This is a genomic window from Pseudomonas sp. ANT_H4, assembly GCF_008369295.1.
Lineage (GTDB): Bacteria > Pseudomonadota > Gammaproteobacteria > Pseudomonadales > Pseudomonadaceae > Aquipseudomonas.
Map to the genome: position 1 here is coordinate 338,362 of NZ_VOBG01000001.1, position 25,683 is coordinate 364,044.

27 protein-coding genes and 1 pseudogene are annotated in these 25,683 nt (G+C 59.8%); 12 read left to right on the plus strand and 16 right to left on the minus strand.

Annotated elements, in window-relative coordinates; translation table 11 throughout:
- Window positions 1–1,896 carry an FTR1 family protein gene (locus FQ182_RS01620; RefSeq protein ID WP_149412325.1) on the minus strand — a complete coding sequence of 632 codons (1,896 nt, stop codon included), beginning with the start codon at window positions 1,894–1,896 and terminating at the stop codon, window positions 1–3.
- A gap of 315 nt (window positions 1,897–2,211) precedes the next feature.
- Here FQ182_RS01620 and FQ182_RS01625 point away from each other — a divergent pair, with 315 nt between their 5' ends.
- Genes FQ182_RS01625 through FQ182_RS01640 form a run of 4 tightly spaced genes read left to right on the plus strand, consistent with a single transcriptional unit; the run spans window position 2,212 to window position 5,358 of the window.
- On the plus strand, window positions 2,212–3,609 hold the full coding sequence (locus FQ182_RS01625; RefSeq protein ID WP_149412326.1) for a COG3014 family protein: 1,398 nt from the start codon (window positions 2,212–2,214) through the stop codon (window positions 3,607–3,609).
- A 10-nt stretch (window positions 3,610–3,619) separates the two neighbouring features.
- Complete coding sequence (locus FQ182_RS01630; RefSeq protein ID WP_133100822.1) at window positions 3,620–3,988, plus strand: YcfL family protein; 369 nt, start codon at window positions 3,620–3,622, stop codon at window positions 3,986–3,988.
- Window positions 3,989–4,023: 35 nt separating this feature from the next.
- The gene (gene lpoB / locus FQ182_RS01635) at window positions 4,024–4,611 is read left to right on the plus strand and encodes a penicillin-binding protein activator LpoB (protein WP_133100821.1); all 588 of its coding nucleotides are present in this window, start codon (window positions 4,024–4,026) and stop codon (window positions 4,609–4,611) included.
- A 3-nt stretch (window positions 4,612–4,614) separates the two neighbouring features.
- Window positions 4,615–5,358: a penicillin-binding protein activator LpoB gene (locus tag FQ182_RS01640; RefSeq protein WP_149412327.1), complete on the plus strand. Its 744-nt coding sequence runs from the start codon at window positions 4,615–4,617 to the stop codon at window positions 5,356–5,358.
- Between the two features lie 120 nt (window positions 5,359–5,478).
- Here FQ182_RS01640 and FQ182_RS01645 read toward each other — a convergent pair whose 3' ends face one another.
- The 3 genes from FQ182_RS01645 to FQ182_RS01655 form a co-directional block, all read right to left on the minus strand.
- On the minus strand, window positions 5,479–6,111 hold the full coding sequence (locus FQ182_RS01645; protein ID WP_149412328.1) for a LysE family transporter: 633 nt from the start codon (window positions 6,109–6,111) through the stop codon (window positions 5,479–5,481).
- A 92-nt stretch (window positions 6,112–6,203) separates the two neighbouring features.
- Window positions 6,204–6,770, minus strand: coding sequence for a mechanosensitive ion channel family protein (locus FQ182_RS01650; RefSeq protein WP_149412329.1), 567 nt, complete (start codon window positions 6,768–6,770; stop codon window positions 6,204–6,206).
- Window positions 6,770–8,680: an ATP-binding cassette domain-containing protein gene (locus FQ182_RS01655; protein ID WP_149412330.1), complete on the minus strand. Its 1,911-nt coding sequence runs from the start codon at window positions 8,678–8,680 to the stop codon at window positions 6,770–6,772. Before FQ182_RS01655 ends, FQ182_RS01650 begins: the two co-directional genes overlap by 1 nt.
- 49 nt (window positions 8,681–8,729) lie before the next feature.
- Between FQ182_RS01655 and FQ182_RS01660 the strand changes: the two genes are divergently transcribed.
- A complete protein-coding gene (locus FQ182_RS01660; protein ID WP_149412331.1) occupies window positions 8,730–9,194 on the plus strand; it encodes a TIGR02444 family protein in 465 nt (154 codons plus the stop codon).
- Here FQ182_RS01660 and FQ182_RS01665 read toward each other — a convergent pair.
- Window positions 9,191–10,297, minus strand: coding sequence for an AlgP family protein (locus FQ182_RS01665; protein WP_149493970.1), 1,107 nt, complete (start codon window positions 10,295–10,297; stop codon window positions 9,191–9,193). The two genes, FQ182_RS01660 and FQ182_RS01665, sit on opposite strands and share 4 nt — an antisense overlap.
- A 192-nt stretch (window positions 10,298–10,489) precedes the next feature.
- Here FQ182_RS01665 and FQ182_RS01670 point away from each other — a divergent pair, with 192 nt between their 5' ends.
- Complete coding sequence (locus tag FQ182_RS01670) at window positions 10,490–11,155, plus strand: FKBP-type peptidyl-prolyl cis-trans isomerase (RefSeq protein ID WP_149412333.1); 666 nt, start codon at window positions 10,490–10,492, stop codon at window positions 11,153–11,155.
- Window positions 11,156–11,210: 55 nt separating this feature from the next.
- Here the strand turns inward: FQ182_RS01670 and rsd are convergent, their stop codons facing one another.
- The 5 genes from rsd to FQ182_RS01695 all read right to left on the minus strand — a co-directional run bounded on the left by rsd (window position 11,211) and on the right by FQ182_RS01695 (window position 15,762).
- Window positions 11,211–11,669: a sigma D regulator gene (gene rsd / locus FQ182_RS01675; RefSeq protein WP_149412334.1), complete on the minus strand. Its 459-nt coding sequence runs from the start codon at window positions 11,667–11,669 to the stop codon at window positions 11,211–11,213.
- 208 nt (window positions 11,670–11,877) lie between these two features.
- Window positions 11,878–12,399 carry a disulfide bond formation protein B gene (locus FQ182_RS01680; RefSeq protein WP_149412335.1) on the minus strand — a complete coding sequence of 174 codons (522 nt, stop codon included), beginning with the start codon at window positions 12,397–12,399 and terminating at the stop codon, window positions 11,878–11,880.
- Between the two features lie 236 nt (window positions 12,400–12,635).
- Entirely contained in the window at window positions 12,636–13,877 is a 1,242-nt protein-coding gene (locus FQ182_RS01685) for a heme biosynthesis protein HemY (protein ID WP_149412336.1), read from the minus strand.
- Window positions 13,878–13,882: 5 nt separating this feature from the next.
- Window positions 13,883–14,995, minus strand: a complete 1,113-nt coding sequence (locus tag FQ182_RS01690) for a uroporphyrinogen-III C-methyltransferase (protein ID WP_149412337.1) — start codon at window positions 14,993–14,995, stop codon at window positions 13,883–13,885.
- A 17-nt stretch (window positions 14,996–15,012) separates the two neighbouring features.
- Window positions 15,013–15,762, minus strand: a complete 750-nt coding sequence (locus FQ182_RS01695) for a uroporphyrinogen-III synthase (RefSeq protein ID WP_350615184.1) — start codon at window positions 15,760–15,762, stop codon at window positions 15,013–15,015.
- Here FQ182_RS01695 and FQ182_RS30840 point away from each other — a divergent pair.
- Window positions 15,701–15,829 (plus strand): annotated as a pseudogene (locus tag FQ182_RS30840) (hypothetical protein); the annotation flags it as partial. The gene FQ182_RS01695 and the pseudogene FQ182_RS30840 sit on opposite strands and share 62 nt — an antisense overlap.
- On the opposite strand, the gene hemC reads toward FQ182_RS30840, so the two are convergent.
- Both hemC and FQ182_RS01705 read right to left on the minus strand, forming a co-directional pair.
- Window positions 15,777–16,718 (minus strand): hydroxymethylbilane synthase, encoded by a 942-nt coding sequence (gene hemC / locus FQ182_RS01700; protein ID WP_149412339.1) that lies wholly within the window; start codon window positions 16,716–16,718, stop codon window positions 15,777–15,779. The pseudogene FQ182_RS30840 and the gene hemC sit on opposite strands and share 53 nt — an antisense overlap.
- Before the next feature lie 138 nt (window positions 16,719–16,856).
- On the minus strand, window positions 16,857–17,603 hold the full coding sequence (locus FQ182_RS01705; RefSeq protein ID WP_149412340.1) for a LytTR family DNA-binding domain-containing protein: 747 nt from the start codon (window positions 17,601–17,603) through the stop codon (window positions 16,857–16,859).
- Between the two features lie 609 nt (window positions 17,604–18,212).
- On the opposite strand from FQ182_RS01705, the gene argH reads away from it, so the two are divergent.
- Window positions 18,213–19,607, plus strand: a complete 1,395-nt coding sequence (argH, locus tag FQ182_RS01710) for an argininosuccinate lyase (RefSeq protein ID WP_149412341.1) — start codon at window positions 18,213–18,215, stop codon at window positions 19,605–19,607.
- Between the two features lie 95 nt (window positions 19,608–19,702).
- Here the strand turns inward: argH and FQ182_RS01715 are convergent, their stop codons facing one another.
- A complete protein-coding gene (locus FQ182_RS01715) occupies window positions 19,703–20,362 on the minus strand; it encodes a glutathione S-transferase family protein (protein WP_149412342.1) in 660 nt (219 codons plus the stop codon).
- A 124-nt stretch (window positions 20,363–20,486) separates the two neighbouring features.
- Here FQ182_RS01715 and FQ182_RS01720 point away from each other — a divergent pair, with 124 nt between their 5' ends.
- From FQ182_RS01720 to FQ182_RS01730, 3 genes are all read left to right on the plus strand, one after another.
- Window positions 20,487–20,771, plus strand: coding sequence for a hypothetical protein (locus FQ182_RS01720; RefSeq protein WP_003208814.1), 285 nt, complete (start codon window positions 20,487–20,489; stop codon window positions 20,769–20,771).
- Window positions 20,772–20,920: 149 nt separating this feature from the next.
- Window positions 20,921–21,169, plus strand: a complete 249-nt coding sequence (locus FQ182_RS01725; protein ID WP_133100804.1) for a TIGR02647 family protein — start codon at window positions 20,921–20,923, stop codon at window positions 21,167–21,169.
- Between the two features lie 167 nt (window positions 21,170–21,336).
- A complete protein-coding gene (locus tag FQ182_RS01730; RefSeq protein ID WP_149412343.1) occupies window positions 21,337–24,177 on the plus strand; it encodes a class I adenylate cyclase in 2,841 nt (946 codons plus the stop codon).
- Here the strand turns inward: FQ182_RS01730 and rnk are convergent.
- The 3 genes from rnk to cyaY all read right to left on the minus strand — a co-directional run bounded on the left by rnk (window position 24,174) and on the right by cyaY (window position 25,280).
- Window positions 24,174–24,584, minus strand: coding sequence for a nucleoside diphosphate kinase regulator (gene rnk, locus FQ182_RS01735; protein ID WP_178114369.1), 411 nt, complete (start codon window positions 24,582–24,584; stop codon window positions 24,174–24,176). The genes FQ182_RS01730 and rnk overlap by 4 nt on opposite strands.
- Before the next feature lie 142 nt (window positions 24,585–24,726).
- Window positions 24,727–24,945: a DUF1289 domain-containing protein gene (locus tag FQ182_RS01740; protein WP_149412344.1), complete on the minus strand. Its 219-nt coding sequence runs from the start codon at window positions 24,943–24,945 to the stop codon at window positions 24,727–24,729.
- A 2-nt stretch (window positions 24,946–24,947) separates the two neighbouring features.
- Window positions 24,948–25,280, minus strand: coding sequence for an iron donor protein CyaY (gene cyaY / locus FQ182_RS01745; RefSeq protein WP_149412345.1), 333 nt, complete (start codon window positions 25,278–25,280; stop codon window positions 24,948–24,950).
- Window positions 25,281–25,519: 239 nt separating this feature from the next.
- Here cyaY and FQ182_RS01750 point away from each other — a divergent pair, with 239 nt between their 5' ends.
- On the plus strand, window positions 25,520–25,681 hold the full coding sequence (locus FQ182_RS01750) for a lipoprotein (RefSeq protein WP_003208801.1): 162 nt from the start codon (window positions 25,520–25,522) through the stop codon (window positions 25,679–25,681).
- The last annotated feature ends 2 nt before the right edge of the window (window positions 25,682–25,683 follow it).

Genomic DNA, 25,683 nt, shown 5'->3' on the forward strand with positions numbered 1-25,683 from the left:
TCAGACCGTAGCCCGGCGCTTATCGGCCAGCCGACTGCGGCCATACAGCACCACAATCGCCAGAATTGCCACCGCCTGGGCACTCAGCGAATAGGCATCAGCGTGGATGCCCAGCCAGTCGAAGTCAAAGAACGCCACCGGCCGCGTGCCAAAGACACCGGCTTCCTGCAACGCCTTGACGCCATGCCCGGCGAACACCACCGACAGTGCGCACAGCAGCGCCGCGTTGATGCCAAAAAACAGCGCCAGCGGCAGTTTTGCCGAACCGCGCAAAATCACCCATGCCAGGCCCATCAACAGCACCAGCGCCGTGGCGCCGCCTGCCAGTACCGCGTTGTGCCCGGAGGGACCTGCCTGCAGCCACAGGGTCTCGTAGAACAGAATCACTTCAAACAACTCACGGTAGACCGAGAAGAACGCCAGCACCGCAAAGCCAAAACGCCCGCCGCCGCCCACCAGGCTGCTCTTGATATAGTCCTGCCAGGCCGCCGCGTGACGCCGGTCATGCATCCACACCCCGAGCCACAGCACCATGACGCTGGCAAACAGCGCCGTGCAGCCTTCCAGCAATTCGCGTTGGGCGCCGCTGACATCAATCACATACGCCGCCAACGCCCAGGTCGCCAAGCCAGCCACCAGCGCCAGGCCCCAACCAACGTTGACGCTGCGCACCGCCGATTGCTGGCCGGTGTTACGCAGGAATGCGAGGATCGCCGCCAGCACCAGAATCGCTTCCAACCCTTCACGCAGCAGAATCAACAAGCCGGAGATATAGCTCAACGACCAGCTCAAGCCATCGCTGCCCAACAGGCCGGCAGATTCCGTGAGCTTGCCCTTGGCCACATCCAGGCGCTGCTGGACTTGCTCGATCGGCAACCCATCCTGCAACGACTGCCGATAGGCCATCAGGGCTTTTTCGGTGTCCTTGCGCACGTTGGCGTCGACGTTGTCCAGAGAGCTTTCAACCAGCTCGAACCCTTCCAGGTAGGCAGCCACCGACAGGTCATAGGCCTGTTCGTGTTCACCGTTGCGAAAGGCAGCAAGGCTCTTGTCCAGGGTGGTCGCGGTGTAATCAAGCAACTGCGCCGGGCCTCGCTTGACCTGAGGCGGCTGCGCCCGTTGCGCACGAAAGGTGACAGCCGCGTCCGGGCCTTCGGCGGCCAATACTTCGTTGGGGGTCTGTCGAGCCAGCTCGGCAAGGTTGAAGGATTTTTCGCTTTTCGCCGCAGCCGGGTTGGCGGTGAAGCCGGCGATGTAGGTGGCCAGGTCCCAGCGCTGGCGGTCGTCCAGTTGATCGGCGAAAGACGGCATGTCAGTGCCTTCGACCCCGAGACCAAGGGTGTTGTAGATCCCGTAGAGACTCAAGCGGTCCAGCCTCGCGGTATCACGCAGGTTGGCCGGTGGCGGCGTCATGCCAACGCCCGCAGGACCGTCGCCGGCGCCTGCATCGCCGTGGCACACCGAGCACTGCTGGGCGTACAACGGCGCGCCACGCGTCGGGTCTGGAGTGATGGCCGGGGCCTGGCTGACTTCATAGGCCACCGCCAGCTTCGCGCCCAATTGGCGAGCCTGATGGGCTACCGACTCACCCTCCTGATGCCCGTTCACGGCAGCAACCAGTTGATCAACGCCTTTCACCAGTTCAGCGCGTTCGGGCTTGTCCGGTAGTTCAGCGACAAGCCCCTGCAAAACGCCAAGAAATTCCACCTGTTCACGGTATTCAGAATCATCGATAACCTTGCCCGCCTCCACCGTCGGCGGGTAATCGGCGCCGATATAGTCCAGTAGATGCAGAGCCTGAGTGGCACCCTCTGCGGTTGCAGCCAACAGGTTGAAGCTGCACGACACCAACGCAGGCAGGAGCAACCAGGCGAGAAAACGGGAAGGGGCAGTCATGAATGATTCCCAAATGGAAATAAGAAGTAACACATTGTCGAGTGTTAGAAGGTTTGACTCAAGACGTTAGTGATTTGTCGGGGGCAATGACCCGTCATTGGGTCGATGTAGGTAGTGGCATTTTCGTTAAGCGATGGCACTGAAAAGCCATTGTTTTGCCAGTATAGGGACCTATAATGCGGCGCCTTCGTTATCGCGAAATGGCATTTTGCTCCTCTTTTATGAGGGATTTGTGGGATAGAGGCTTCTCCTGCGATTGGTTATTCGGCCCAACCAGCACATTAGGCCGATTACGCTCAGGGAAGCAGCACTCCAATGGTATCTCGCCTCTTTACTTCGCTTGCGCTCAGCGCGGTCATGTTGCTGACGGGCTGTTCTATGTTTCGCAGTTACGATTCGGAGTTGCAGGCTACCAATCAGCAGTTGGCCACCGGTAATGTTGACGGCGCATTGACGTTGCTGGAGAAGAACAACAGCGGCGAAGACAAGGACCTTCTCTACTACTTTGAAAAAGGCGAGCTGCTTCGGGCCAAGGGTGACTTGACCGGCAGCCAGACAGCCTGGCGCAGTGCGGATTTGGCGGTCTACAAATGGGAAGAGTCGGTGAAGTTCGACACCGAGCGCTACCTGTCGCAGTTCGGCAGCTTCCTGGTCAACGATAAAGTCCGCCGCTACGAAGGCTATGACTACGAGAAAGTCATGCTGACCACGCAGATGGCGCTGAACCTGCTGGCCGTGAATGACTTCGACGGCGCCCGCACCGAAATCAAGAAAACCCACGAACGCGAAGCAGTGATCGCGGATCTGCGGGATAAGGAATACCTCAAGCGCGAAGAGGCGGCTGAACGCCAGGGCGTGAGCACCCAATTCAAGGATCTGCGCGGCTACCCGGTGGAAAGCCTGAATGCACCGGAAGTGGTCGGCTTGAAGAACAGCTACCAGAGTGCCTTCAGTCATTACCTGGCTGGCTTCGTCTACGAGGCCCTGGGCGAGAAAGACCTGGCCGCGCCGGGCTATCGCAAGGCTGCTGAACTGCGCCCCAATACGCCGTTGCTGGAACAGGCGCTGCTGGATCTGGATAAATCAGCTTCCAGCGCCGATGAAAGCGACGTGCTGATCGTCGTGCAAAGCGGTTTGGCACCGGCCCGGGATTCGATTCGCTTGCCGCTACCGATCCCCATCAACGGCAATCTGGTGATCACTCCGCTGTCGTTCCCGGTGATCAAGCCCGACACCTCCACCGCGACATTCAACCAGATCGGCGTCGACGGTCGGCAGCAGAACCTCACCGCCCTCAATAGCACCACCGCCATGTCTCGTCGCGCCCTGCGCGATGACATGCCGGGGATCATCCTGCGCACCACCGTGCGGGCGATTACCCGAGGCATAACGCAAAAGAACCTCAACGAGGTTAATCCCATGGCCGGCCTGGTGCTGGGTATCGCCTCGGCGATCACCGAAGGCGCCGACACCCGCACCTGGCGCACCCTGCCAGACCTAACCCAGGTGACGCGCCTGCGCCTCAAGCACGGCGAGCATCAGGTCAGCCTGCCCAATGCCCTGGGCGGCAGCCTGGTGACGGTTAAAGCCGACCAGCGTTATCAAGTGATCACCTTACGCGTGGTCGGCAACCAGGTGTTCGCCAGCGGTCTGGCGGCCCATGTGGTACCAAGCAACCCTTCCCAGGCTGTCGCCAGCCTCAAACAACCTTAAGGAGCACGCTATGCGTCATTTCATTTTCGGCGCCCTGGCGCTGGTCCTGCTCGCCGGCTGCGCCACACCGCCACCGGAACCGGGCAGCGCTGCGAGCAAAATCGTGGTGATGGGCAAGTTCAAGGGCATCGCCGTGGGCGCAATCCGCGTCGCCCGGGAAAACGGCTTCATGACCGCCAAGGTGCAACTGAGCAACATCACCAGCAGCAACCAGATGATGTATTACCGCTTCGCCTGGTTAGGTGCCGATGGTTTCCCGGTGGGCGATGAAGAGACCTGGAAAGTGCTGACGCTCTATGCCAACCAGGCCACCTTCCTGCCGGCTATCGCCAACCTGCCCCAGGCTGCCGACTTCCGCCTTGAAGTAAAAACGCCGTGATCCACCCCCCTATTAAGCTTCAGAGAGACATCCCCATGTTTGCACGCTTTTCGTTCCTCGCCGTGGTCGCCGTTTTGGCCAGCGGCTGCGCCAACACCTCGCCGGTCATCGGCGGGAAAAACATCAGTTACGGCGACACCAAGGCCGTGGAACTGGTGACCAACGAGTTCGGTTCCACCGACCTGCAGATGATCGCCGAAAGCATGACCCGCTCCCTGGCCCAGTCCGGCATCCTCCACGGCCGCCCTGTGGTGCAGGTGTACGACGTGAAGAACAAGACCAGCGAGTACATTGACACGCGCGAAATCACCACCTCAATCAAGACCCAGTTGATGAAGACCGGCACCGCGCGTTTTGCCAGCGACAACACCGACATGCAAAGCCAGGTCGACCAGCTCAAGCTGCAAAACCAGAGCGGCCTGTACAAGAAGGCCACGGTCAGCAAGACCGGCAACATGATCGCCGCCAAGTACCGGCTGGAAGGCTCCATCAGCTCCATCGTCAAGCGCAGCGCTGACTACAAGGACGTGTTCTACAAGTTCAGCCTGCAACTGATCGACGTCGAAAGCGGCCTGGCCGAATGGATGGACGAAAAAGAAATCCGCAAGACCACGGAGCGCTAAGCAATGCGTGCATGGATCGGCATAATCGGCCTGCTGTGCGCCTTTGGCGCCTCGGCCGCACCCAAGATCGCCGTCACTGACCTGGCCTACGAGGCACGAGTGGAGGAGTACATCCACGCGGTCTCGGCCAACAACAACTTCCAGGCCAGCGCCTACAACGCCAGTGGTTCGTCGAGCTACAGCGAGTTCGAAAGCCGCAACAGCTACATCGAACAGACCGAGTTGCGTAAATTCACGGGCGACATCAAGGGCGAGATCCTCAAGTCGCGGCAGTTTCAGTTGGTGCAGGGCACGCCCTATACCGCTGACGCCAAGGGCGATGTCTACGACGTGATCAAGCGCATCAAGGCGGGCAACTTCAAGGGTGCCGACTACGTGCTGTTCGGCACCTTGTCGGACATCGACTTCACCCAGGACATCAACGCCCTGGACAACACCAACAGCTACTCGGCGGTCCTGGGCCTGACCCTGGTGGCCGATTTCAGCCTGATCAACACCCGCACCTTTGAGATCACCTCGGCGTTTACCGCCATAGGCGAAGGCCAGGACACCAAGCTGGTGAACAGTCGCGATGTAAAGGTCAGCCTGAGCCGGCCACGGGTAGTGCGGGAAGTGTCGAAGGCGTTGGGGGAAGATGTAGCGCGCCAGTTGCAGGAGCAACTGGGCAGCGGCTATCAGGAGCAACCTGGTCAACCTGCATTGCGCAACAACTTGCCACGAGATGAAGCGCCGAAAATTCTGCGCTGATACACAAATCAAATGTGGGAGCTGGCTTGCCTGCGATACAAACGCCTCGGTGTATCAGTTACACCGTGGTGATGCTATCGCAGACAAGCCAGCTCCCACATTTTGATTCGGTTTCTTCAGTCAGGCCGTTGCGCGATGCAGGCTGGCAAGGAAACCCGCCGCGCCCACAAACAACCCGGCAAACGTACGGTTCATACGTTTCTGTTGTTTGGGCGTGCGCAACAAACGCAACACTTTCGACGCCAGCCCCGTGTAGCCCGCCATTACAATCATATCCACGCAGATCATCGTCGCGCCCAAGATCAGGTACTGAATCAGCAGCGGAGCCTGCGGGTTCACGAACTGCGGCAGCACCGCCAGCATGAACACCAGGGCCTTGGGGTTGCTGGCATTTACCAGGAAGCCGCGAAACATCATCGCCAACGGCTTGCCGATGGGGCGAACCGCTGCGTCATCGGTCAGGTCGGCCGGCAGTGCGCGCCATTGCTTGATGGCCAGGTACACGAGGTAGGCCACGCCAAACCATTTGATTGCGTAGAAGGCAGTGGACGATGTGGCGAGAATCGCGCCCAGGCCGCCGGCAACCACGGCAATCTGCATTGCCAGGCCCAGTTGCAGGCCCAGGGCGTTCCAGTAGCCGCGCAGGAAACCGTATTGCAGGCCACTGGACATCGAGGCGATGGCGCCCGCGCCAGGAGAGAGACTGATGATCCAACTGGCCAGGAAAAAGGCCAGCCATGTGTCGAGCGCCATTACACACCTCGGGGAGAGTTTGCTGAATATTTCTTAAACTAACCCCGGCACCCGAACAATGGCTACAGATTTTTCTGTAGAAGCGCTCGCGCCTACAAAGGTGTTACATCGGTGCCGCGCCAACGGCGCACCGAGCGCTGGAAGAACAGGCTGTTGGGCACTTGCACCATGACGCTGCCGGTCCCCGCCTCCTCCACTTCAATCAGCGTGGTGTAGAGCAGGTTGATCGCCACCACCCGGCCTTTGACGCCAGGCTTGTCGACGGTGTCCACCAACTCGACCACATCTCCGAGGCGAAACGGCCCAACGGTGAAGATCAAAATGGCGCAGAGCAGGTTGGACAGCACCGACCACATGGCGAAGAACGCTACCGCTGCCACGGCGACAAAGCCCGACAGCGCGGTCCACAGCACCGTGGCAGAAACGCCGAGGCGCTCCAGCACAAAGATCAGCGCACTGCCCATGATCAGCCAGCGCAAGCCGCCGCGCAGGGGCATCAGCAGTTGCGGCGGGAACGGATAACGCTCGCCCAGACGGGTCAGGCACTTGGCGACAAAACGCTGGGCGAGGTAGCCAGCCAGCAGGATCAGCAGGATTTGCACGCCAAACCATATGGGCTCGACCCATTGCGGCGGCAGCGGCAGTTGCAACGCTTCCATCAGGACAGCGCCTCCAGCTCTGCTTGCAGGCTTTCCAGCAGTTCGAGGGATTCCATCCAGGTTTCTTCCAATTGCGCTTCACGCACCTTGAGCTTGGCCTGTTCGGCCAGCAGGTCGCGCAGCTCGTCCTTGCGCGCAGGTTCGTACACAGCGCTGTCGCCGAGGCTGGTTTCGATCTTCGCCAGCTTCTCGTGGACCTTGCCCAACTCGGCTTCCAGCTTGTCGGCTTCGCGTTTGTGAGGGGCCAGTTGCTGACGCAACGCGGCGGCGGCCTGGCGCTGGGCCTTCTTGTCGGTTTTGTCGGGATTGACCGGAGTATTGCTGGCCGGCGCGTGGCGCAGACGATAGTCCGTCAGCCAGCGGGCGTAGTCTTCCAAGTCACCGTCGAACTCCTCAACCTTGCCATCGGCCACCAGCAGGAAGTTATCGGTAGTGCTCTTGAGCAAGTGCCGATCGTGAGACACCACCAGCACGGCGCCGGTGAACTCCTGCAGGGCCATGGTCAGCGCCAGGCGCATTTCCAGGTCCAGGTGGTTAGTCGGCTCATCGAGCAGCAACAGGTTCGGCCGGCCCCAGGCGATCAACGCCAGGGCCAGACGAGCTTTTTCGCCTCCGGAAAAATTCAGCACTGGCTCGTCGATGCGCGCGCCACGGAAGTCAAACCCGCCGAGGAAGTCGCGCAGTACCTGCTCCCGCTCGGTGGGCGCCAGGCGCTGCAAGTGCAACAACGGGCTGGCCTTGGAGTCGAGAGAGTCCAACTGATGCTGGGCGAAGTAGCCCACCACCAGGTTCTCGCCACGCACCAGGCGACCGGCCAGGGGTTGCAGATCGCCGGAAAGGTTTTTGATCAGCGTCGACTTGCCCGCACCGTTGGGGCCGAGCAAACCGATCCGCGCGCCCGGAGCGAGTTGCAGCTTGACCTTCTCCAGGATGGTCTTCTCGCCGTAGCCCAGGCGAGCATCGGACAGGTCGAGCAAGGGGCTGGAGATTTTCAGCGATTCGCGGAACACGAAGTCGAACGGTGAGTCGACGTGGGCCGCCGACAGTTCTTCCATGCGTTCCAGGGCCTTGATCCGGCTCTGGGCCTGACGGGCCTTGGTGGCCTGGGCCTTGAACCGGGCGATGTAGCTTTCCATGTGCGCCCGTTGCACCTGTTGCTTCTCGTAGGCTTGTTGCTGTTGAGCCAGGCGTTCGGCACGGGCACGCTCGAACGCGCTGTAACCACCGCGATAGAGGGTGATTTTTTTCTGTTCGATGTGGGCAATGTTGTCGACCACGGCGTCGAGGAAGTCCCGGTCGTGGGAAATCAGCAACAGGGTGCCCGTGTAAGCTTTCAGAAAGTCTTCCAGCCACAGGATCGCATCAAGATCCAAGTGGTTGGTCGGTTCATCGAGCAGCAGTAAGTCCGAGGGGCACATCAGCGCTTGGGCCAGGTTAAGGCGCATGCGCCAGCCACCGGAGAAGTCCGCGACCGGGCGATCCATTTGTTCGTTGGTGAACCCGAGGCCAGCCAGCATCTTGCGGGCGCGGGCGTCGGCGGTGTAGCCATCGGCGCTGTCCAGCTCGGCATGTAGGCGGGCCTGTGCGGCGCCGTCCTGGGCCTTCTCGGCCTCGGCCAGGTCGTGTTGCACCTGGCGCAGGCGCAGGTCGCCATCGAGCACGTAGTCGATCGCGATGCGGTCCAGGGTGTCGATCTCCTGGCGCATATGGGCGATTCGCCAGTCGGCCGGCAGCAGACAATCCCCGGAATCGGGAGTCATCTCGCCCAGCAACAAGGCAAACAACGTGGATTTGCCGGCGCCGTTGGCACCGATCAGGCCGGCTTTGTGACCGGCGTGCAGGATCAGCTCGGCGTCTTCAAGAAGACGTTGCGGGCCACGCTGTAATGTTAGGCTTTGAAGTCGGATCATAATGGCGGCGGAGTCTACCAGCTTCGTTGACCGCTGGCTTGGGGGGAATATGTGCGCTGACCTGTGGAGCTTTGCCCTCTTGACCTACGCCCGCCCGGGTGTCGAGGACGCTTGCCTACGCCTGCAGGGTCAAGGGGCCGATGTGTGCCTGTTGCTGTGTGGGTTGTGGCTGGATCAGCGTGGCGTGACGTTCGAACAGCGCCGCTTGCAGGCGCTGCGACAGATCGCAGATCCCTGGCAGGCCGAGGTGGTCGAACCCCTACGACACGTGCGCAAGCAATGGCGCGCCATGGCGCAGCAGGATGCCGAGCTGGGAGTGTTACGGGAACGGGTCAAGGCCCTGGAGCTGGATGCCGAACGGCAATTGCTGTCGCGCCTGGAAGCCCTGGCGCAGATATGGCCATTGGGCGAGGCGACCGATCAAGGTGCCTGGCTTGAAGGACTGGCGACCGAAGCCGCCAACCTTGACCGCGACGCGCTGCATCAGCTGCGCGTCGCGATCACCGGCACTTAGGAAGCGCTGGTTGGGGTGGTGCTTGCCGGTGCAGGGGTGCTGCTGGCCGACGCGACAGATGCCGCAGTGCTGGCAGCCGGTGCGGCCGGGGTAGCTGGCTTGGCAGCGATAGCGGCTGGTTTTGTTACAGCAGGTTTAGCGGCGGCTGGCTTGACGGCTGGCTTTGCAGCAGCAGGTTTAGCAGCTGGCTTGGCGGCTGGTTTCGCAGCAGCGGTTTTAGCAACTGGCTTGGCGGCCGGTTTTGCAGCAGCGGTTTTAGCAACTGGCTTGGCGGCTGGTTTCGCAGCAGCGGTTTTAGCAGCTGGCTTGGCGGCTGGTTTCGCAGCAGCGGTTTTAGCAACTGGCTTGGCGGCTGGTTTCGCAGCAGCGGTTTTAGCAACTGGCTTGGCGGCTGGTTTCGCAGCAGCGGTTTTAGCAACTGGCTTGGCGGCTGGTTTCGCAGCAGCGGTTTTAGCAGCTGGCTTGGCGGCTGGTTTCGCAGCAGCGGTTTTAGCAACTGGCTTGGCGGCCGGTTTTGCAGCAGCGGTTTTAGCAGCTGGCTTGGCGGCTGGTTTCGCAGCAGCGGTTTTAGCAGCCGGTTTGGCAGCAGTTTTAGCTGGTGCTTTAACCGCAGGCTTGGCTACAGCTTTTGCAGGCGCCTTGGCAGCAACTGCTTTGCTCGCAGGTTTTTTCGATGCGCTCGCCGCAGCCGGTTTGGCCGGTGCGCGGGAGCCCAAGACCTTACCGACGGCTTCTTTCACACGACCAATACCCTGAGCCAATTTCAGGCTCTCTTGAGCATCGCGCTTGAGTTGTAGAATGTAGGTGCGGGTTTCGGACTGACGACCCTTGAGGGCGTCGAGCAAGTCCTCAAGTTCTTTGACTGCGCCCTTGGCTTTGGCTTGTGCCTTGGCTTTGCCGGCGGTTGCGGCGTCTTGCAGTTTAGTGCGGGATTTGTGCAGTTTTTCCTGAGCCTTGCCGCGTTGTTTTTCCAACTTGGCGAGCAACTTCTCAGCATCAGCCAAGGCTTGGGAACACGCACTTTCCAAATGTTCGAGCAGGCTGCTCGATAGCTGTTGGAGCAAGTGCAATGGGGTATTTACAGGCTTCTGTTTGGCCGACATGGTTTACCTCCTGGCTGACGTGGGTGCGGCTCATACTAGCTCTCTGCTCTTGCCGCCGCTAGGGCATGTTGACAGTATCGAATGCCTTGCGTTGCACAGCTTCAAAATTCTTATCGATATAACAAAAAGCCGCTCCACTTTTTGGGCACTCACACTGGCATAATCCAACGCACTTTCGGCTGGAGAACGCCCATGTCGCGTTACCTTTTTTTAGTGTTGAGTTTGTCGATTTACGCAGCCCAGGCAAATGACCAAGCCCCGTCTAACGACAGCCATGATCTCGCCTACAGCCTAGGAGCCAGCCTGGGTGAACGCTTGCGTCAGGAAGTCCCCAACCTGCAAATCCAGGCCTTGATCGACGGGCTCAAGCAGGCCTATCAAGGCAAGCCTCTGGCTCTGGATGACGCGCGCATTGAACAGATCCTGGCTCAGCATGAAACCCAGAGCACAGCAGAGGCGCAAGTTCCGCAAAGCGAAAAAGCACTCGCCGCCGAACAGCGTTTTTTAACCACGGAAAAAACCAAAACCGGTGTGCGCGAATTGGCAGACGGGATCTTGCTAACCGAACTGACCCCCGGCGCCGGAAAAAAACCGGGGCCCAACGATCGAGTTCAAGTGAAGTATGTGGGGCGGCTGCCCGATGGGACGATCTTCGATCAGAGCGCACAGCCCCAATGGTTTCGCCTGGACAGTGTGATCACTGGCTGGCGCAACGCGTTGCAACAGATGCCGGTCGGGGCGAAATGGCGCCTGGTGATCCCATCGGCGCAAGCCTATGGCACTGACGGTGCAGGCGAGTTGATCGCACCCTACACGCCGCTGGTATTCGAAATTGAGCTGCTCGGCACAAGTGCCTGAACTCAACGAAAAACGGTGCGCAATGCGCACCGCTTTTTGATCCTGCAGCGACCTATCAAGCCTGTGTTACCGGCTCTTCCTTGTGGGCGTTGTGCAGCACCTCGATCAGGCAATCTTCCAGCTCAAAGCGCTCATGGAGCAGACCGCCCAACTCTTTGAATTTCGCCGCAACGCACTCGCCCTTGTCGCAAAGATCGTTGAAGGCCAGGAGCTTTTCGGTGATGACGTCGATGCGTGGGTAAATCGTCTCAGCCAAGTCAAGACCTCGCTGATCGTCGAAAGCTTCTGCTTCCTTGGTCAACTGCTCATAAACACCGAAGTGGCCAGCTGACACGTAATCCACCAAGACACCACAAAACTCCTGCAAAAGCTTGCGATTCTCAGCTAGCGCTTCGGGCTTGGCACCGAGAGCATCATAGGCTCGAACCAGTTCGTGACGCGCCTTCAACCAACCATCGATCAGTTTGTGCACACCACCCCAACGTTCCTGAGCATTCTGACAACTTTCCAGCATGATGATCTCTCTTCCCTTATGGGCGGTGCCGTCCTTTGCCCGCGCAACACTTCAAGATTAAAGCGGCAACCGGACAAAGCCGCATCGAACAAACTGTTTCAATAACGCGTGCGGGCCAGATTATGCCCGCAGGACTATGGCTTCAAGGTACGCAGGAGAGAAAGTTCATACAAGTGTTTAATCCCGCCTACAGACCTGTGGTGCTCAATCAGTGCTGCGCCATCCTTAGACGCAGACTGAATACCAACCGGAAAAACTGCGTACTACCCAGGATCAGCATCGCGACGAAGAACAACAGGCTCCACTCCGCAATGCTCAAGTCGAACAGCGTCCAGTTGATTTCCACGCAATCGACGGTGCCCTTGAATGTCAGCCTCAGCGCCTGCCAGAGCGACAGGTTTTCAATCATGTATTGCAGGCTGGGCCAGCAGTTGGGCAATTGCTCTGGAGGGGTGTTTTGCAACAGCACCTGACGCACCGCCGTGATGGCGCCCAGCAATGCACACCCCATGCTCGCCAACCAATACAGATAGATGCCGGAGCGCTTGGGGCCATGAGTCGCGGCCACAAGGTTGATCAGCGTGAAAGCTGCCAGCGAAATTCGTTGGACCATGCACAAGAAACAAGGGCGCAAAAGAGCCTCGTATTCCAGGTAAAAGGACGCGCCCAAGGTCAGCGCACCAGCCAAAAACGCCAGGAAGAACAAGGAGCGTGAGGGGGCCAAAGACATTGTTTATCCGCAACGCAAGAGATAGGTAGTTACGGTAGAGGAAAGGCCTTACCCCTTTCAATACGCGCTGGAGCAGACGATTCCGCGAGAACGTAGGGATATCCCATCAGCATCAGGGTGATTAAACGTAAGCCTGCGTAGGTATTTACCTGCAAGCCGTTTTATTCGCACCTATCAGGCGGTATTGAGGGTTGGCCACCAGACAATTCTGAGCCAACCCTGCGCTACTTCCTACTTCAAACCCGCGCGGGCACCGGTAGCGGTGACGCCAGCAGGCGATTGTCCAACAGGCCCAGGCCTTCCTGAAATAATTGGTTGCTGCGCTCGGTGTCGCCCAACTGCGCTAACAGCCGTGCCAATTCGGCGCAGGCCTCGGGATTGCGCTGAACCTGCAAACAGCTTTCCAGATAGTCCCGAGCCTTGCCCCACAGGCTGTTTTGCAAGCACAGGCGACCCAGGGTCAGTAACAAGCTGGCATCTCCTGGATGGTCCTTGAGCCAGCCTTCAGCAAACTTCAATTGCCGCGCCGGATCACCGCCGCGCAACAAACCATAAAGCCTGATCAGATGGCTGTCATAGGCGCGTTTGAGCGTCCCACGCAGCACCTCTTCGGCCTTCGCATCCGCGCCCAGCTGGCGCAGTTGCTCGGCATAGGCCAGCACCAGTTGCGGTTCCTGGCGCTGCGCCGAGGTCAACTGCTGCCAGGCACGTTCGAGGGATTGCAGACCTGCCTCGCCTTGTTCTTCGCGCTGGGCTGCCAGGGTCAGGTTCTCGCCCCATGCCCGACGCTCCAGGTCTGCCAGTTCAGCCGACGGCAACACCTTGTCCTTGCGCAACTGCGGCAACAACCGAATCACCGACGACCATTCACCACGCTGCTGGTAAAGCCGCTGCAACTGACGCAACACCTGAGCATTATGGGGATGGCGTTCATGCATGGCCTGCAGAGTCACCAGGGCAGCTTCGGTATCGCCACGGTCCACCTGCAATTGCGCGTGACTCAAGGCCACCGCCAGCTCGGCCTGGGGCTGACGCTCAAGCGCACGCTCCAGCAAGCCATCCGACTCTTCGTAGCGACCCTGCTCATTGGCCGCCCGCGCGGCGCCGAGGTAGTAAAGCAGAGGTTGGCGTTCGGCCTCAGCGGCACGGTGCAAATGACGTTCGGCGCTGGCCCAGCGCCCTTCTGCCAAGTCCATCTGCCCCTGCTCGATAGCGATCTGAACCCGACGACTGCGGTTACGCCGCGACCACGGGTTGACCACCCCACCGGAGGTGGTCATCAGGCTCAGGAGCACCCTGATCAAATAGATCGCCAAACCGATGACGAACACCGCCACTAACGTCGACCACAGCCCAGACTCGTAATGCAGCACGTGGGGATAAGTAATCAGCACATAACCGGTGTGTTTCGAAATGCCCACAGCCAGCGCCAGGGCAACTGCAATCGCAAGCACCAGGATCACGTAGAAACGCTTCATCGGCTTTACTCCTGGGTCGCCGGCGTGCCAGCGGAAGCCTTGGCTTCATCGGCAGACAGATGACGACGTTCAAGGTAAGCCTGCACCGCAGACAGGCTCGCGGCCAAGTCCGGCGTCACCACCGAAACAGCTTTGGGCTCAAGCTCGGCAAGGCGTGCCAGCATTGCCTGGCTTTGCGGGTTGTTCTGATTGAAGTTGTCCTGCAAGACGCTTCGGGCCTCGCCCAACGAACGGGTGTAGACCGCCGGCTCGCCATTCAAGGCAGCCCATTGCGCCTGCTCCAGCGCCAGGCTAAGGGCCAGGCGAACCTGGTTCAGGCCTTGGCCGGCAAGCAGTGGACGAATGTTGTCATCCGGGTTGAAGTCGATACGAAAATAGCGGGATATCTGCTCCCACCATTGACTCCAACGGCTTTCATCATCGGTGGTTGGGCGTCCTGGGGGGGCGTCCTGAAGCTGATATTCCGGAGAAGTGGCGGCCAGTTGCACTACTTGGTCACGCAGGGCCGCCAGTTGCAGATAGAGCCCGGTGCGATCCGGCTGCTCGACGCTGCGCAGGGCCGCCAGGCTCTTGGCCAACTGCTCACGGGCAGCATAGGAACCCGGATCGCTCTGCTCACGAAGGATTTCATCAGCGCCCTGGACCAGCGCCTGGGCACTGTTGATATCTTGCAAGGCGGACAGCCGCAGGCTGGCCAGACGCAACAGATGCTCGGCCTCGGCCAGGCGCCAGTCCTTGCGGCTCGCGCCCAGCACGGTTTCCAGTCGCTGGCTCAAGCGCTGCTGATCACCTTGCAGTTGCGCTACCAGACGGCGACGCTCTTCCAGCTCATCAGCTCCCGGCAACTGCGCCAAGCGTGCGGCCAACTGCTGCTGGCTCTGCTTAAGGCCTTGGGATTGTTCATCCAGGGTTTGCACCTGGCCCAGCTGTTGCTGGCTGCTCGCTTGCAGGGCCCGGACCTGCCAGATCCCCCAGCCACCGGCCGCAACGCCTGCGGCACCAAGCAACAAGGCCAGGATCGCCAGGCCGTTACCACGGCGGGGCGCAGTGACTGGGGTCTCAACAGGCGCATCAAGCGCGGGCTGGGCTTCATCTTTAGGCAAGGCTGTTTCGCTCACGTATCCATCCTTTGCGTTTAGAGAGTGGGAACGGGTTGGCTCCGTAGCGCCACTAGCAAAGCCGCGGCACTCGCACCGCGACAATCCACAACTTTTTCTGCACCAGCGGCACGGGCCATTTCGGCGACGCGCGGGCTGGGCACGAACAACGGCATCTGTGCAACGCGCGGCCAGTCGGCGCCCGCCAGAGCTTGCAGATGTAAAAAACCCTGCCCACTGCTGACCACCAGGCCGTTCAAGCGTTCCGCGTCGATGCGTTGCGTCAGCACGCCAGTGTCGTAAGCCGCAAGGAAACGGCGATACAACTCCAGATAATCGACACTAGCACCTTGGTCACGCAAACGCTCAGCCAGTAGCTCGCGCCCACCCTCGCCCCGCAGGATCAACACGCGCGGATCGGGCCCTGCAATAGCCTCGCGCAACCTGGGCAATTCAAGCAAGGCCTCGCTGTCATCGCCGCTCTCGGGGTAGCTGACGTCCAGGCCATGGCCGGCCAATACTTGCGCCGTCGCGGCACCGACGCTGAACCAGGGTTGAGCCGGTATCCGTGGCCCGTATTGGGCCAGCAATCCCAGTGCGAACCGAGCAGCCGGCTTGCTGACAACGATCACCGCACAATAGCGGTCAAGGTTGCGAAAAGCTGTTTGCTGTTCGGCCGTGGCGGGTAGGCCTTCGATTTCCAGCAAGGGCAAGCTGCTGCTGAAGATCCCCTGCTCGGACAGTGTTGCAGCGAGGGCGACAGACTCATCTGCCGGCCGGGTCAGCAGCACACGCCAAGCTGTCACTGCGGACCGACCTCGCCATAGACTGCTTGCAGAATGGCGCCGGCACCTTTTTCCAGCAGTTCCTCGGCCACTTTTACCCCCAGGCTGGCAGCCTCACTTTGCGGCCCGCGAATCTCGGCGGTCAGCAGCAAGCCGCCACTCGGATCACCCACCAGGCCTCGCAGCCAGAGGTTTTCACCTTCCAGAACGGCGTAGCAGGCAATCGGCACTTGGCAGCCACCGTTAAGGTGCTTGTTCAGGGCACGCTCTGCAGTCACCCGGATCTCGGTATCGCGGTGATCCAGGGGCTTGAGCAGCGCGTGAATTTCGCTGTCAGCCGTGCGGCATTCAATGCCCACGGCGCCCTGCCCACCGGCTGGCAAGCTGTCCTCAACGCTGATGGCCGAGGTGATGCGGTCTTCGAAGCCCAAGCGAATCAGGCCGGCGGCGGCCAGGATGATTGCGTCATATTCACCAGCATCCAGCTTGGCCAGGCGGGTGTTGACGTTGCCACGCAGGAAGCGGATTTGCAGGTCTGGCCGGCGGGTCAGCAACTGGGCCTGGCGGCGCAGGCTAGAGGTGCCGACGATGCTGCCCAGTGGCAATTTATCAAGGGAGGCGTAGGTATTGGAAACAAAAGCGTCGCGAGGATCTTCGCGCTCGCAGATGCAGAACAGGCCCAGGCCTTCGGGGAAGTCCATCGGCACGTCTTTCATCGAGTGCACGGCGATGTCGGCCTCGTTCTCCAGCAGAGCGGTTTCCAACTCCTTGACGAACAGCCCCTTGCCGCCGATTTTCGACAGCGGCGAGTCAAGCAGCTTATCGCCGCGACTGACCATGGGCACCAGGGATACCTTCAGGTCGGGATAGGCCTGCTCAAGGCGTGCTTTGACGTATTCGGCCTGCCACAAGGCCAGGGCGCTTTTACGGGTGGCGATGCGGATTTCGCGAGAGGACATGGATCAATCCGTACTGAATAGATACGGCAGATAATAACAGCTCAGGCAGATTCGCCTTGATTTGAATCAGCAGGTGCGGGGCCACCCTGACCTCAACGCACCGGGATAGAGGATGTGAAGGTCGCCGCAACCCTCGGGTTAAAGCTGCTGCATCATCTTGCGCACACCTGCGACGTGGCGCCGGCTGACGATCAAGGCGTCGCCGTTAAGCCCCTTCAGAAATAACTGAAAGTGTCCCAGCGGCGTGCGTTGCAGGCGTTCGATGCGTTCGCGGGCCACCAGCGCATTGCGATGGATACGCACGAAGCGCTCACCAAACTCGTCTTCCAGGGCCTTGAGCGGCTCATCGAGCAGCACTTCCCCGGCCTCGTGACGCAAAGTCACGTACTTATGATCGGCGATGAAGTAGACCACCTGGTCAAGGGGGATCAGCTCTATGCCCTTGCGGGTCCGTGCACTGATATGGCTGCGTGGCCCGTTGCCGCTTTGCGCTGCGGGCTGGGTCAGGGCGGCGAGTTGGACGCGATTGGGGCGCTCGGCTTTTTTCAAGGCCTTGAGCAGGTCTTCGGCGCGCACCGGCTTGGCCAGGAAGCTCACCTCGCTGGTTTGTAGGGCCTCAAGGGGAAACTCATCCTCGGCCGCACAAAACACCACATTGGGCGCTGACTCGCGCTCGCTCAAGCGGGCCGCAACCTGCAGGCCATCAAGGCCCGGCATGCGGATATCAAGCAAGACGACATCCGGTTTCAGGCTGTCGATCAAGACCAATGCCTCGTCGCCGTTGGAGGCGCTCGGCTCAAGGACACTGTATCCCTCGATCTCACTGACCATACGGCTCAGTCGCTCGCGGGCTTGGGGTTCGTCATCAACGATCAGGACATTCATATTGCGCTGGATTCCTGCGTGAGTCTCGCACAAGGATAGCGTAGACAGGTGCGGTGACTTCCGTCACGGCGATCCACGCTAAGACTAGCGGGAGCGGCAAAAAGTGCCCCAAGAGCGGCACCAATATTTACCCGGTCCTGTTCAATCGCGCCCAAAGCCTGCTGCCTTTGGGCATCGTCGTAGGGTTTGCTGATACACAATACGAACACCCCCCTCTCATTATGGATAGCCTGAACTTCGACCCCGCCGACCGTCATTGGTGCAAGATGGATCAAATCAACGCATAAGCGACGCCCCGGGCCCTGAGCGCCACGGATACGAATACTTACTTCTTCACAGTCCAACTGTAGACGTTCGCAGAGACGATATTACTCAATCGTCAAATATCGTCTCAATAAACACCCTTTGTTTACCTCAAGGCGCGGGCGGCTTTAAACCCTTGATTCAATCCTGTCTCCAGTCTCTTCCCGGACGAGGCCGGGGGCAAGGCACTTAGCCATCCTCCTCGCAAATAAAAATGCCGCCGCGCTGCATCAACGCCTCTAGGGCAACCCTGTTATTATCGGCGGAACACTTCATGCCCTCTTTCAGCAGATCACGAGCGAATCCATGAGCACCGACAAGACCAACCAGTCCTGGGGCGGCCGCTTCAGTGAACCCGTCGACGCCTTCGTCGCGCGCTTCACCGCCTCCGTCACGTTCGACCAGCGCCTCTACCGCCACGACATCATGGGCTCCATCGCCCACGCCACCATGCTGGCCAAGGTCGGCGTGCTGACCGACGCCGAGCGCGACAGCATCATCGATGGCCTGAACATCATCCGTGGTGAAATCGAAGCCGGCACCTTTGACTGGCGCGTCGACCTGGAAGACGTGCACATGAATATCGAGGCCCGCCTCACCGACCGCATCGGTGTGACCGGCAAGAAACTGCACACCGGTCGCAGCCGTAACGACCAGGTGGCCACCGATATTCGCCTGTGGCTGCGGGACGAGATCGACCTGATTCTCGCTGAAATCACCCGCCTGCAAAAAGGCCTGCTGGAGCAGGCCGAGCGTGAGTCCGACACCATCATGCCCGGTTTCACCCACTTGCAGACCGCGCAGCCTGTGACATTCGGTCACCACTTGCTGGCCTGGTTCGAAATGCTCAGCCGCGATTACGAGCGCCTGGTGGACTGCCGCAAGCGCGCCAACCGCATGCCCCTGGGCAGTGCCGCGCTGGCCGGCACCACCTACCCGATCGACCGCGAATACACTGCACAACTGCTGGGTTTCGACGCTGTCGGCGGCAACTCCCTGGACGGCGTGTCAGACCGTGACTTCGCCATCGAATTCTGCGCCGCGGCCAGCATCGCGATGATGCACCTGTCGCGTTTCTCCGAAGAACTGGTGCTGTGGACCAGCGCGCAATTTCAGTTCATCGACCTGCCAGATCGCTTCTGCACCGGCAGTTCGATCATGCCGCAAAAGAAAAACCCTGACGTTCCGGAACTGGTGCGTGGCAAGAGCGGCCGTGTATTCGGCGCGCTGATGGGCCTGTTGACCCTGATGAAAGGCCAGCCGTTGGCCTACAACAAGGACAACCAGGAAGACAAGGAACCGCTGTTCGACGCCGCCGACACCTTGCGCGACTCACTGCGGGCCTTTGCCGACATGATCCCGGCGATCAAGCCCAAGCACGCCATCATGCGTGAAGCGGCGCTGCGCGGTTTCTCCACCGCCACTGACCTGGCGGACTACCTGGTACGCCGTGGCCTGCCGTTTCGCGATTGCCACGAAATCGTTGGCCATGCCGTGAAATACGGCGTGGAAAACAGCAAGGACCTGGCGGAAATGAGCCTGGAAGAGCTGCGCCGGTTCAGTGACCAGATCGAGCAGGACGTGTTTGCAGTATTGACCCTGGAAGGTTCGGTGAATGCCCGTAACCATATCGGCGGCACTGCACCGGCGCAGGTGAAGGCAGCGGTGGTACGCGGTCAAGCATTGCTCGCCAGCCGCTAACCCGAAACTGTGGCAATAAGCTAGTTGTGGCGAGGGGGCTTGTCCCCTCGCCACAACAGCCCGCTCACCACAAAGTTACTCAACAGACTGATCCGCTACTTCTTGGCAGCAATCATCGCCATGAAAGCCGGCATTGCCGCTTCCCTGTCCGCCGCCACCCGCTGGGCATTGGGCAATGCGTGCAAACGCTCCAGCAACGCCTTGGCCGTGGGCAACTCAGCCAACAAGTCCAGGCCAAACAGCTTCTCGCCCACCGCGCAGGCGAGGTTCACGCTGTACATGAAGTACAAGTCCGCAATGCTGAAACTATCGCCCGCCACATAGGGCGCGAACTTTGCGTGCCGCCCCAACGCGGCGATCCCCAGCAACAACTCTGCCTTGGATTTTTCCTTGATCGCCTCCGCTACCGGCATGCCAAAGAAGGCTTCGGCAAAGCAGGCACGAGCCGGCAGCTCGATGTACAACTCGATTTCCCGGCACAACGCCAGCACCTGAGCACGCTGGAACGGGTCGCTGGGCAGCAGCGAAGGCCCACCCTGGGTCTGTTCGATGTATTCGAGGATGACGCTGGTTTCGTTAATAAACCCTTGCTCGACACCCAGCACCGGCACCTTGCCCCTAGGGCTTACCCTTATGGCTTGCGCGGTTTGCCCGGCGTAGAAAGGCACTTCTTCAAAGGGCAATCCTTTTTCCAGGAGCGCCAGTTTGACCATATTGTAGTAGTTGCTGACCGAAAATCCGTAAAGCTTGAGCATCACAAAGCCTCCAGGCCATGCAGGGGTTGGCTGCGTTGGTTATAGAACGTCATGCCTGATCTGACCAGCAGCATCACCTCCCTGAATGGGGGTAGACTGGCGCCCTTTCCTTCAGGAGCCTGCCATGAGCGAGCCAACCGATATCGACAACGACGAAGAAGAGTTCGCCGAGACCACCTTAATTGAAGCGATCGAAAACCAGATCGAAAGCGACAACCCGCCTGCAGCCAAAGCCACATTCAACAAGCTGACCCTGGTGGGCTACGAGCGCGAAGACATCTTGCAAATGATGGCCCATGTACTCGCCATCGAAATCGACGCCTTGCTCGAAGAAGACCGCGCCTTCAATACCGAATGGTATGAAACTGCCTTGCGCGCGCTGCCAGAGTTGCCGCCAGAGAAGCAGTAAGCAGAACATCTTCCTGGCCAGCAAACTCTTGCTGGCCGCAATCCTGTCCCATATCAATACCTCACGACTTCTGACTGGACAGCTTGGCAAAGTACGTTCACCTTATGGACTGCTAACGCCTAAAAATTCCTAGAAAGTCTGGAGTCCTTATGTCGTATACCCCTGAGTTGGTTGCCGAACTGGAAATCCTTGCACTCTTCAACCTGGACAGCTCCCAAGAAGGTCTGAAAGTTCATCAAACTGCAGCACCTGCTGCTATCGCTGCTGCCCGGCGACTGTTTGAAAAAGACCTGATCGACCAGCCAGACGGCGGCTATCTGACTAGCCTCGGCCGGGACGCGGCTCAACATGCCCAAAGCCTTCTGACCATACTGACCACCGCCACAGAAGCAGCCTGACACATCGTATCGCCCACGGAATCCCTTCTGACGGATTCCGCGGGCACTTCTGTGCCCGGGATAAAATTCTGACGCCAAAAACAAATTCCCCTTAAACCTCCTACGCTTCTGTCTGTAAACTCCTACACGGCTGCCCACGCCGGGCCCTGCGAGCCACCGAGTTCGACATGACCCGCACCCACGAAATCCGCCCCAACCTGGACGAAGGCATCGACCGCAAGGTGCTGGCCCAGTTGCGCACACGATTTCTGACCCTCAATGATGGGCGCATGACCAGGGCCATGGAAGGTTTGACGCCGCGCCAGCAAAGCGTACTGACCCTGCTGCCGCTGTTTTTTCACGTCAATCACCCACTGTTGCCCGGCTATGTCTCGGGCAGCACTCCGGCCGGGCTGTCGAACTTCGAACCTGACGACCAGGCATTGGCCGAAGCCCTGCGCCTGACCCGATCTTTTTCCTACAAACCCCGTCACGGCAACCCTCCGCTCCCTATTCATGGTCTGTTTCTGATGGGCAGCCTCGGCACCCTGGCTCAGGCAGATCAGAGTGATATGGACGTTTGGGTCTGCCACGCCGCTGATTTAAGCGAGAGCGAGCTGACCGAGCTGCGCAAGAAATGCCAGTTGCTGGAAGCCTGGGCCTTGACCATGGGCGCCGAAGCGCACTTCTTCCTGATCGAACCGAACCGCTTTGTCCAGGGTGAGCGCGACACCCAGCTCAGTTCCGACGATTGCGGTACGACCCAGCACTATCTGTTGCTGGACGAGTTCTACCGCACCGCCATCTGGCTGGCCGGACGTACGCCCATCTGGTGGCTGGTGCCGGTCTACGAAGAAACCCGCTATGCTCAATTCACTCACGCGCTGATCTCAAAACGCTTTATACGCGCCGATGAAACCCTAGACCTCGGCCACCTGGCGCACATCCCGCCTGGTGAGTTTATCGGCGCAGGCCTGTGGCAACTGTTCAAGGGCATTGAGTCACCCTACAAATCGGTGCTCAAGCTGCTGTTGACCGAGGTCTACGCCAGCGAACACCCCAAGGTGCAATGCCTGAGCCTTCGCTTCAAACGTGCGGTGTTCGCCAACCAGGTCGCTCTGGATGAGTTGGACCCGTACATCGTGGTCTATCGCCGCATCGAGGAATACCTCCAGGGCCGCAACGAACCGGAGCGCCTGGAACTGGTGCGGCGCAGCCTGTACCTGAAGGTCAACCGCAAACTCAGCAGCGGGCAGCGTACCTCTGGCTGGCAACGATTGCTGCTGGAGCGGCTGGCCAACGAATGGGGCTGGGATCAACGACAACTGGCCTTGCTCGATAGCCGCAGCCAGTGGAAAGTCCGCCAGGTTGCGTCCGAACGCCGGGCCCTGGTCAACGAGCTCAATTACAGCTATCGCTTCCTGACCCAGTTCGCCCGCACCGAACAGACCGTCAGCCTGATCAACAAACGCGACCTCAATGTGCTCGGCCGGCGCCTGTATGCCGCCTTCGAGCGCAAGGCCGGCAAGGTCGAGTTCATCAACCCTGGCATTGCCCCCGACTTGGCCGAAGACACCCTGACGCTGGTGCAGTCGCCCAACCGCAAAGAACCGGGCCAGCACCATTGGGGCCTGTACAACGGCAACCTGACGGCTCTGGAGTGGGAACACTTTGCGCCAATCAAGCGCAGCCGTGACCTGCTGGAAATGCTTACCTGGTGCCACCGCAACGGGGTGATCGACAGCAGCACCCGCCTGGCGCTACATCCAGGCACCAGCGACCTGACCGAGTTCGAACTATTCAACCTACTGGGCAGCCTGCAGCAGACCATAACTCTGCCTCTGGTCAGCGTTGATGAGGATCAACTGCTGCGTACGGCGATACCCGATGAAGTGCTGTTGCTGGTCAATGTCGGCGTCGATCCGCTCAAGCATCACCGCGACCTGAATATCCTGATGACCACCGAGCGCACCGACTCCCTGAGCTACGCAGGAGTGCGGGAAAACCTGGTGCTGACCCTGGACCAGGTCACGCTCAACAGCTGGAGCGAGGTGATGGTCAGCCGCTACGACGGCCCCCACGCCCTACTCGATTGCCTGCGCGACTACCTCAACCAACTGCCGAGCAATCATCTGCCGCGGCTGCGGGTGCGCTGCTTCTGTCACAACCGCGCGCAATTCATTGCCCAGCGGGTGGAAGAGATTTTCGACACCGCGCAAAACCTGCTGCTCGGCCAGCTCAACCATCGCTACCTGATTCAGGTGCAACAGCACTATCACGTGATGGAGCTGGCGCCAGGCCAGGCCAACCATGTGTCACTGGCTAGCCAGCAGGCGCTGGTCGACTACCTTAGCGAGGAATTGGCCAGCTACAGCCCGCTGCACCTGGACGCTATGGCCTTGGAAGACCACGACCTGGCGCTGCTGCTGCCCATGGGCCTGCCGGACTGTGTCCAGGTGTTCTACCGGATCAACGACACCTTCGCTGAGCTGTACGTGCTCGACGAATTCAACGCGCTCTGGCAGCAACGCCTGCCGTTTCACGACGAGCAAAGCCTGTTGGTGCCCTTGCAGCGATTCCTGCAATCGGTCATCTATCGCCGTGACGCGCTGTCACCGCTGGACCCCCAGCAACCGCTGGGCGCGGTGCAGACGCTGTATTACCAGCTATCACCTTCGGGCAGCGGCCGCGCACGCAGGGCCGAGCCTCGCCCGGCGCCGCAAACCCCGGCCAACAAGCCGTTCTACGACGTGCAGGCGATTATCGGCAAGGCCGCACCCGGCCAGGTCGGCATCACCTTGTACTGCAATCAACGGGAGTTTTCCGAGCTGGAATTTGGCGACCAACTGTTTGCAGTGGTCGCCCAGGAAATCATCGGGCAACGCCGGGAGACCGAGCGTTACCGCTGCTACATCACCGATCTGGACCTGTCCGGCCTGCTCGGTGATGTTCAAAGCCCGAGCAATCTGTACCTGCGCTACAAGGCCGAGTTGGAACAGGCGCTCAACGAGGCACTGGGCCAGATTTAGAGAGAAAAGGCGCCGCCGTCTTTGGGCTGAACTTCGACACTGAGCAATTCAAGCTTGAGGGTCTTGCCTCCCGGTGCGGGCCAATCGATGTGCTGACCGACTTGCAAGCCCAGCAAGGCGCTGCCGACCGGAGCCAGGATCGAGATTTTGCCTTCGTCGGCATTCGCGTCCTTGGGGTACACCAGGGTCAGGTGATAGTCCTTGCCACTGCCTTGCTCACGGCAATGCACGCTGGAGTTCATGGTGACAACACCGGCAGGCACTTCATCGTGGCCAACCACTTCTTCGGCGCGGTCGAGTTCATGTTGCAGGGCCTCGACGCCCGGCGAAGCTTCGCCTACACGGTCGATCAGTTGCTCAAGACGCTGCACGTCAAGACGGGTGAGGATGATGGAAGGTGCGGTCATGATTCAGGCAGACTCCTTTTTTCTGCACAAAAAAGCAAAACCCCGCCAGGAAAAGGCGGGGTTCTCACGGACCTCGATGAGTTGAGGTGTATCCGGACACTACCACAGCACAATAAATAAACAAGACAGGCTGACCTGAGGGTCAGGCGCCAGCCTTGCGCTGCTCGGCCTGGGCAACGATTACCCGTCGGCGCTGATCGTCAGCAGAGCGCCACTCACGGATGTCTTCCACATGCCGGAAGCAGCCGAGGCAGACTTTCTGCTCATCTAGCCGACATAAACTGATACAAGGTGACGGCACCGCCGGGCTGGCATTGCTGAACAGCGGCTTGGGCGGGCGAACCGAAACAGGCTGTGTCACGATCAGATCTCGTCGAAGTCCAGCTCGACGCCGGCTTGTTCCAGGGTGATGCGCGCGAGCATTTCGCTGAGCAGCTCATCGCTGGTGTCATGTGCCCAGCGCTTTTCCTCTTCATCGTAGTCAAAGTGAAAACCACCGGAGCGCGCAGCCAGCCATAGCTGACGCAGAGGCTCCTGGCGACTGAAGATCAACTGGCTACCGTTCTCGAACTTGGCGGTCAGTACCCCCGCCGAGTTCTCCAGATCCACGTCCAGGCCACTCTCGTCGAAAATATCTTCCAGCGCTTGCTGGGTGGCATCCACCAGATCGTGAAAGCGGGCTTCGGTCAAACTCATTGTGGGAACCTCGAAAAGTGTCTACTCACGCTCAAGCGCCGCACGATACGGGCGAGCCCCGACGATTGCAAAGGATACCAATTTCATTACCGAGAGCTGCATGAAATATCCTCGCTTGAGGTAGGCCACTTCCCGACAAACTCGGCAAAGCCCCGCCGGACGGGTGTCCCGGCGCATAGGCAAGCTGGCGGGTGGTCGGTATACTCGGGCGCAATTAATGCATATTCAAGGATTTCGCCATGAAGCGCCTGATCTCTTCCCTTGCTGCGCTCGTCGCGGTCGCTTGCCTCGTTAGTGCCTGTGGTCAAAAAGGCCCGCTGTATCTGCCCGATGACAGCAAAGACCCGAATGAACAGGCGCAATCGTCGCAAACCAAAGCGCACAAGCACGACACCTACTAAGG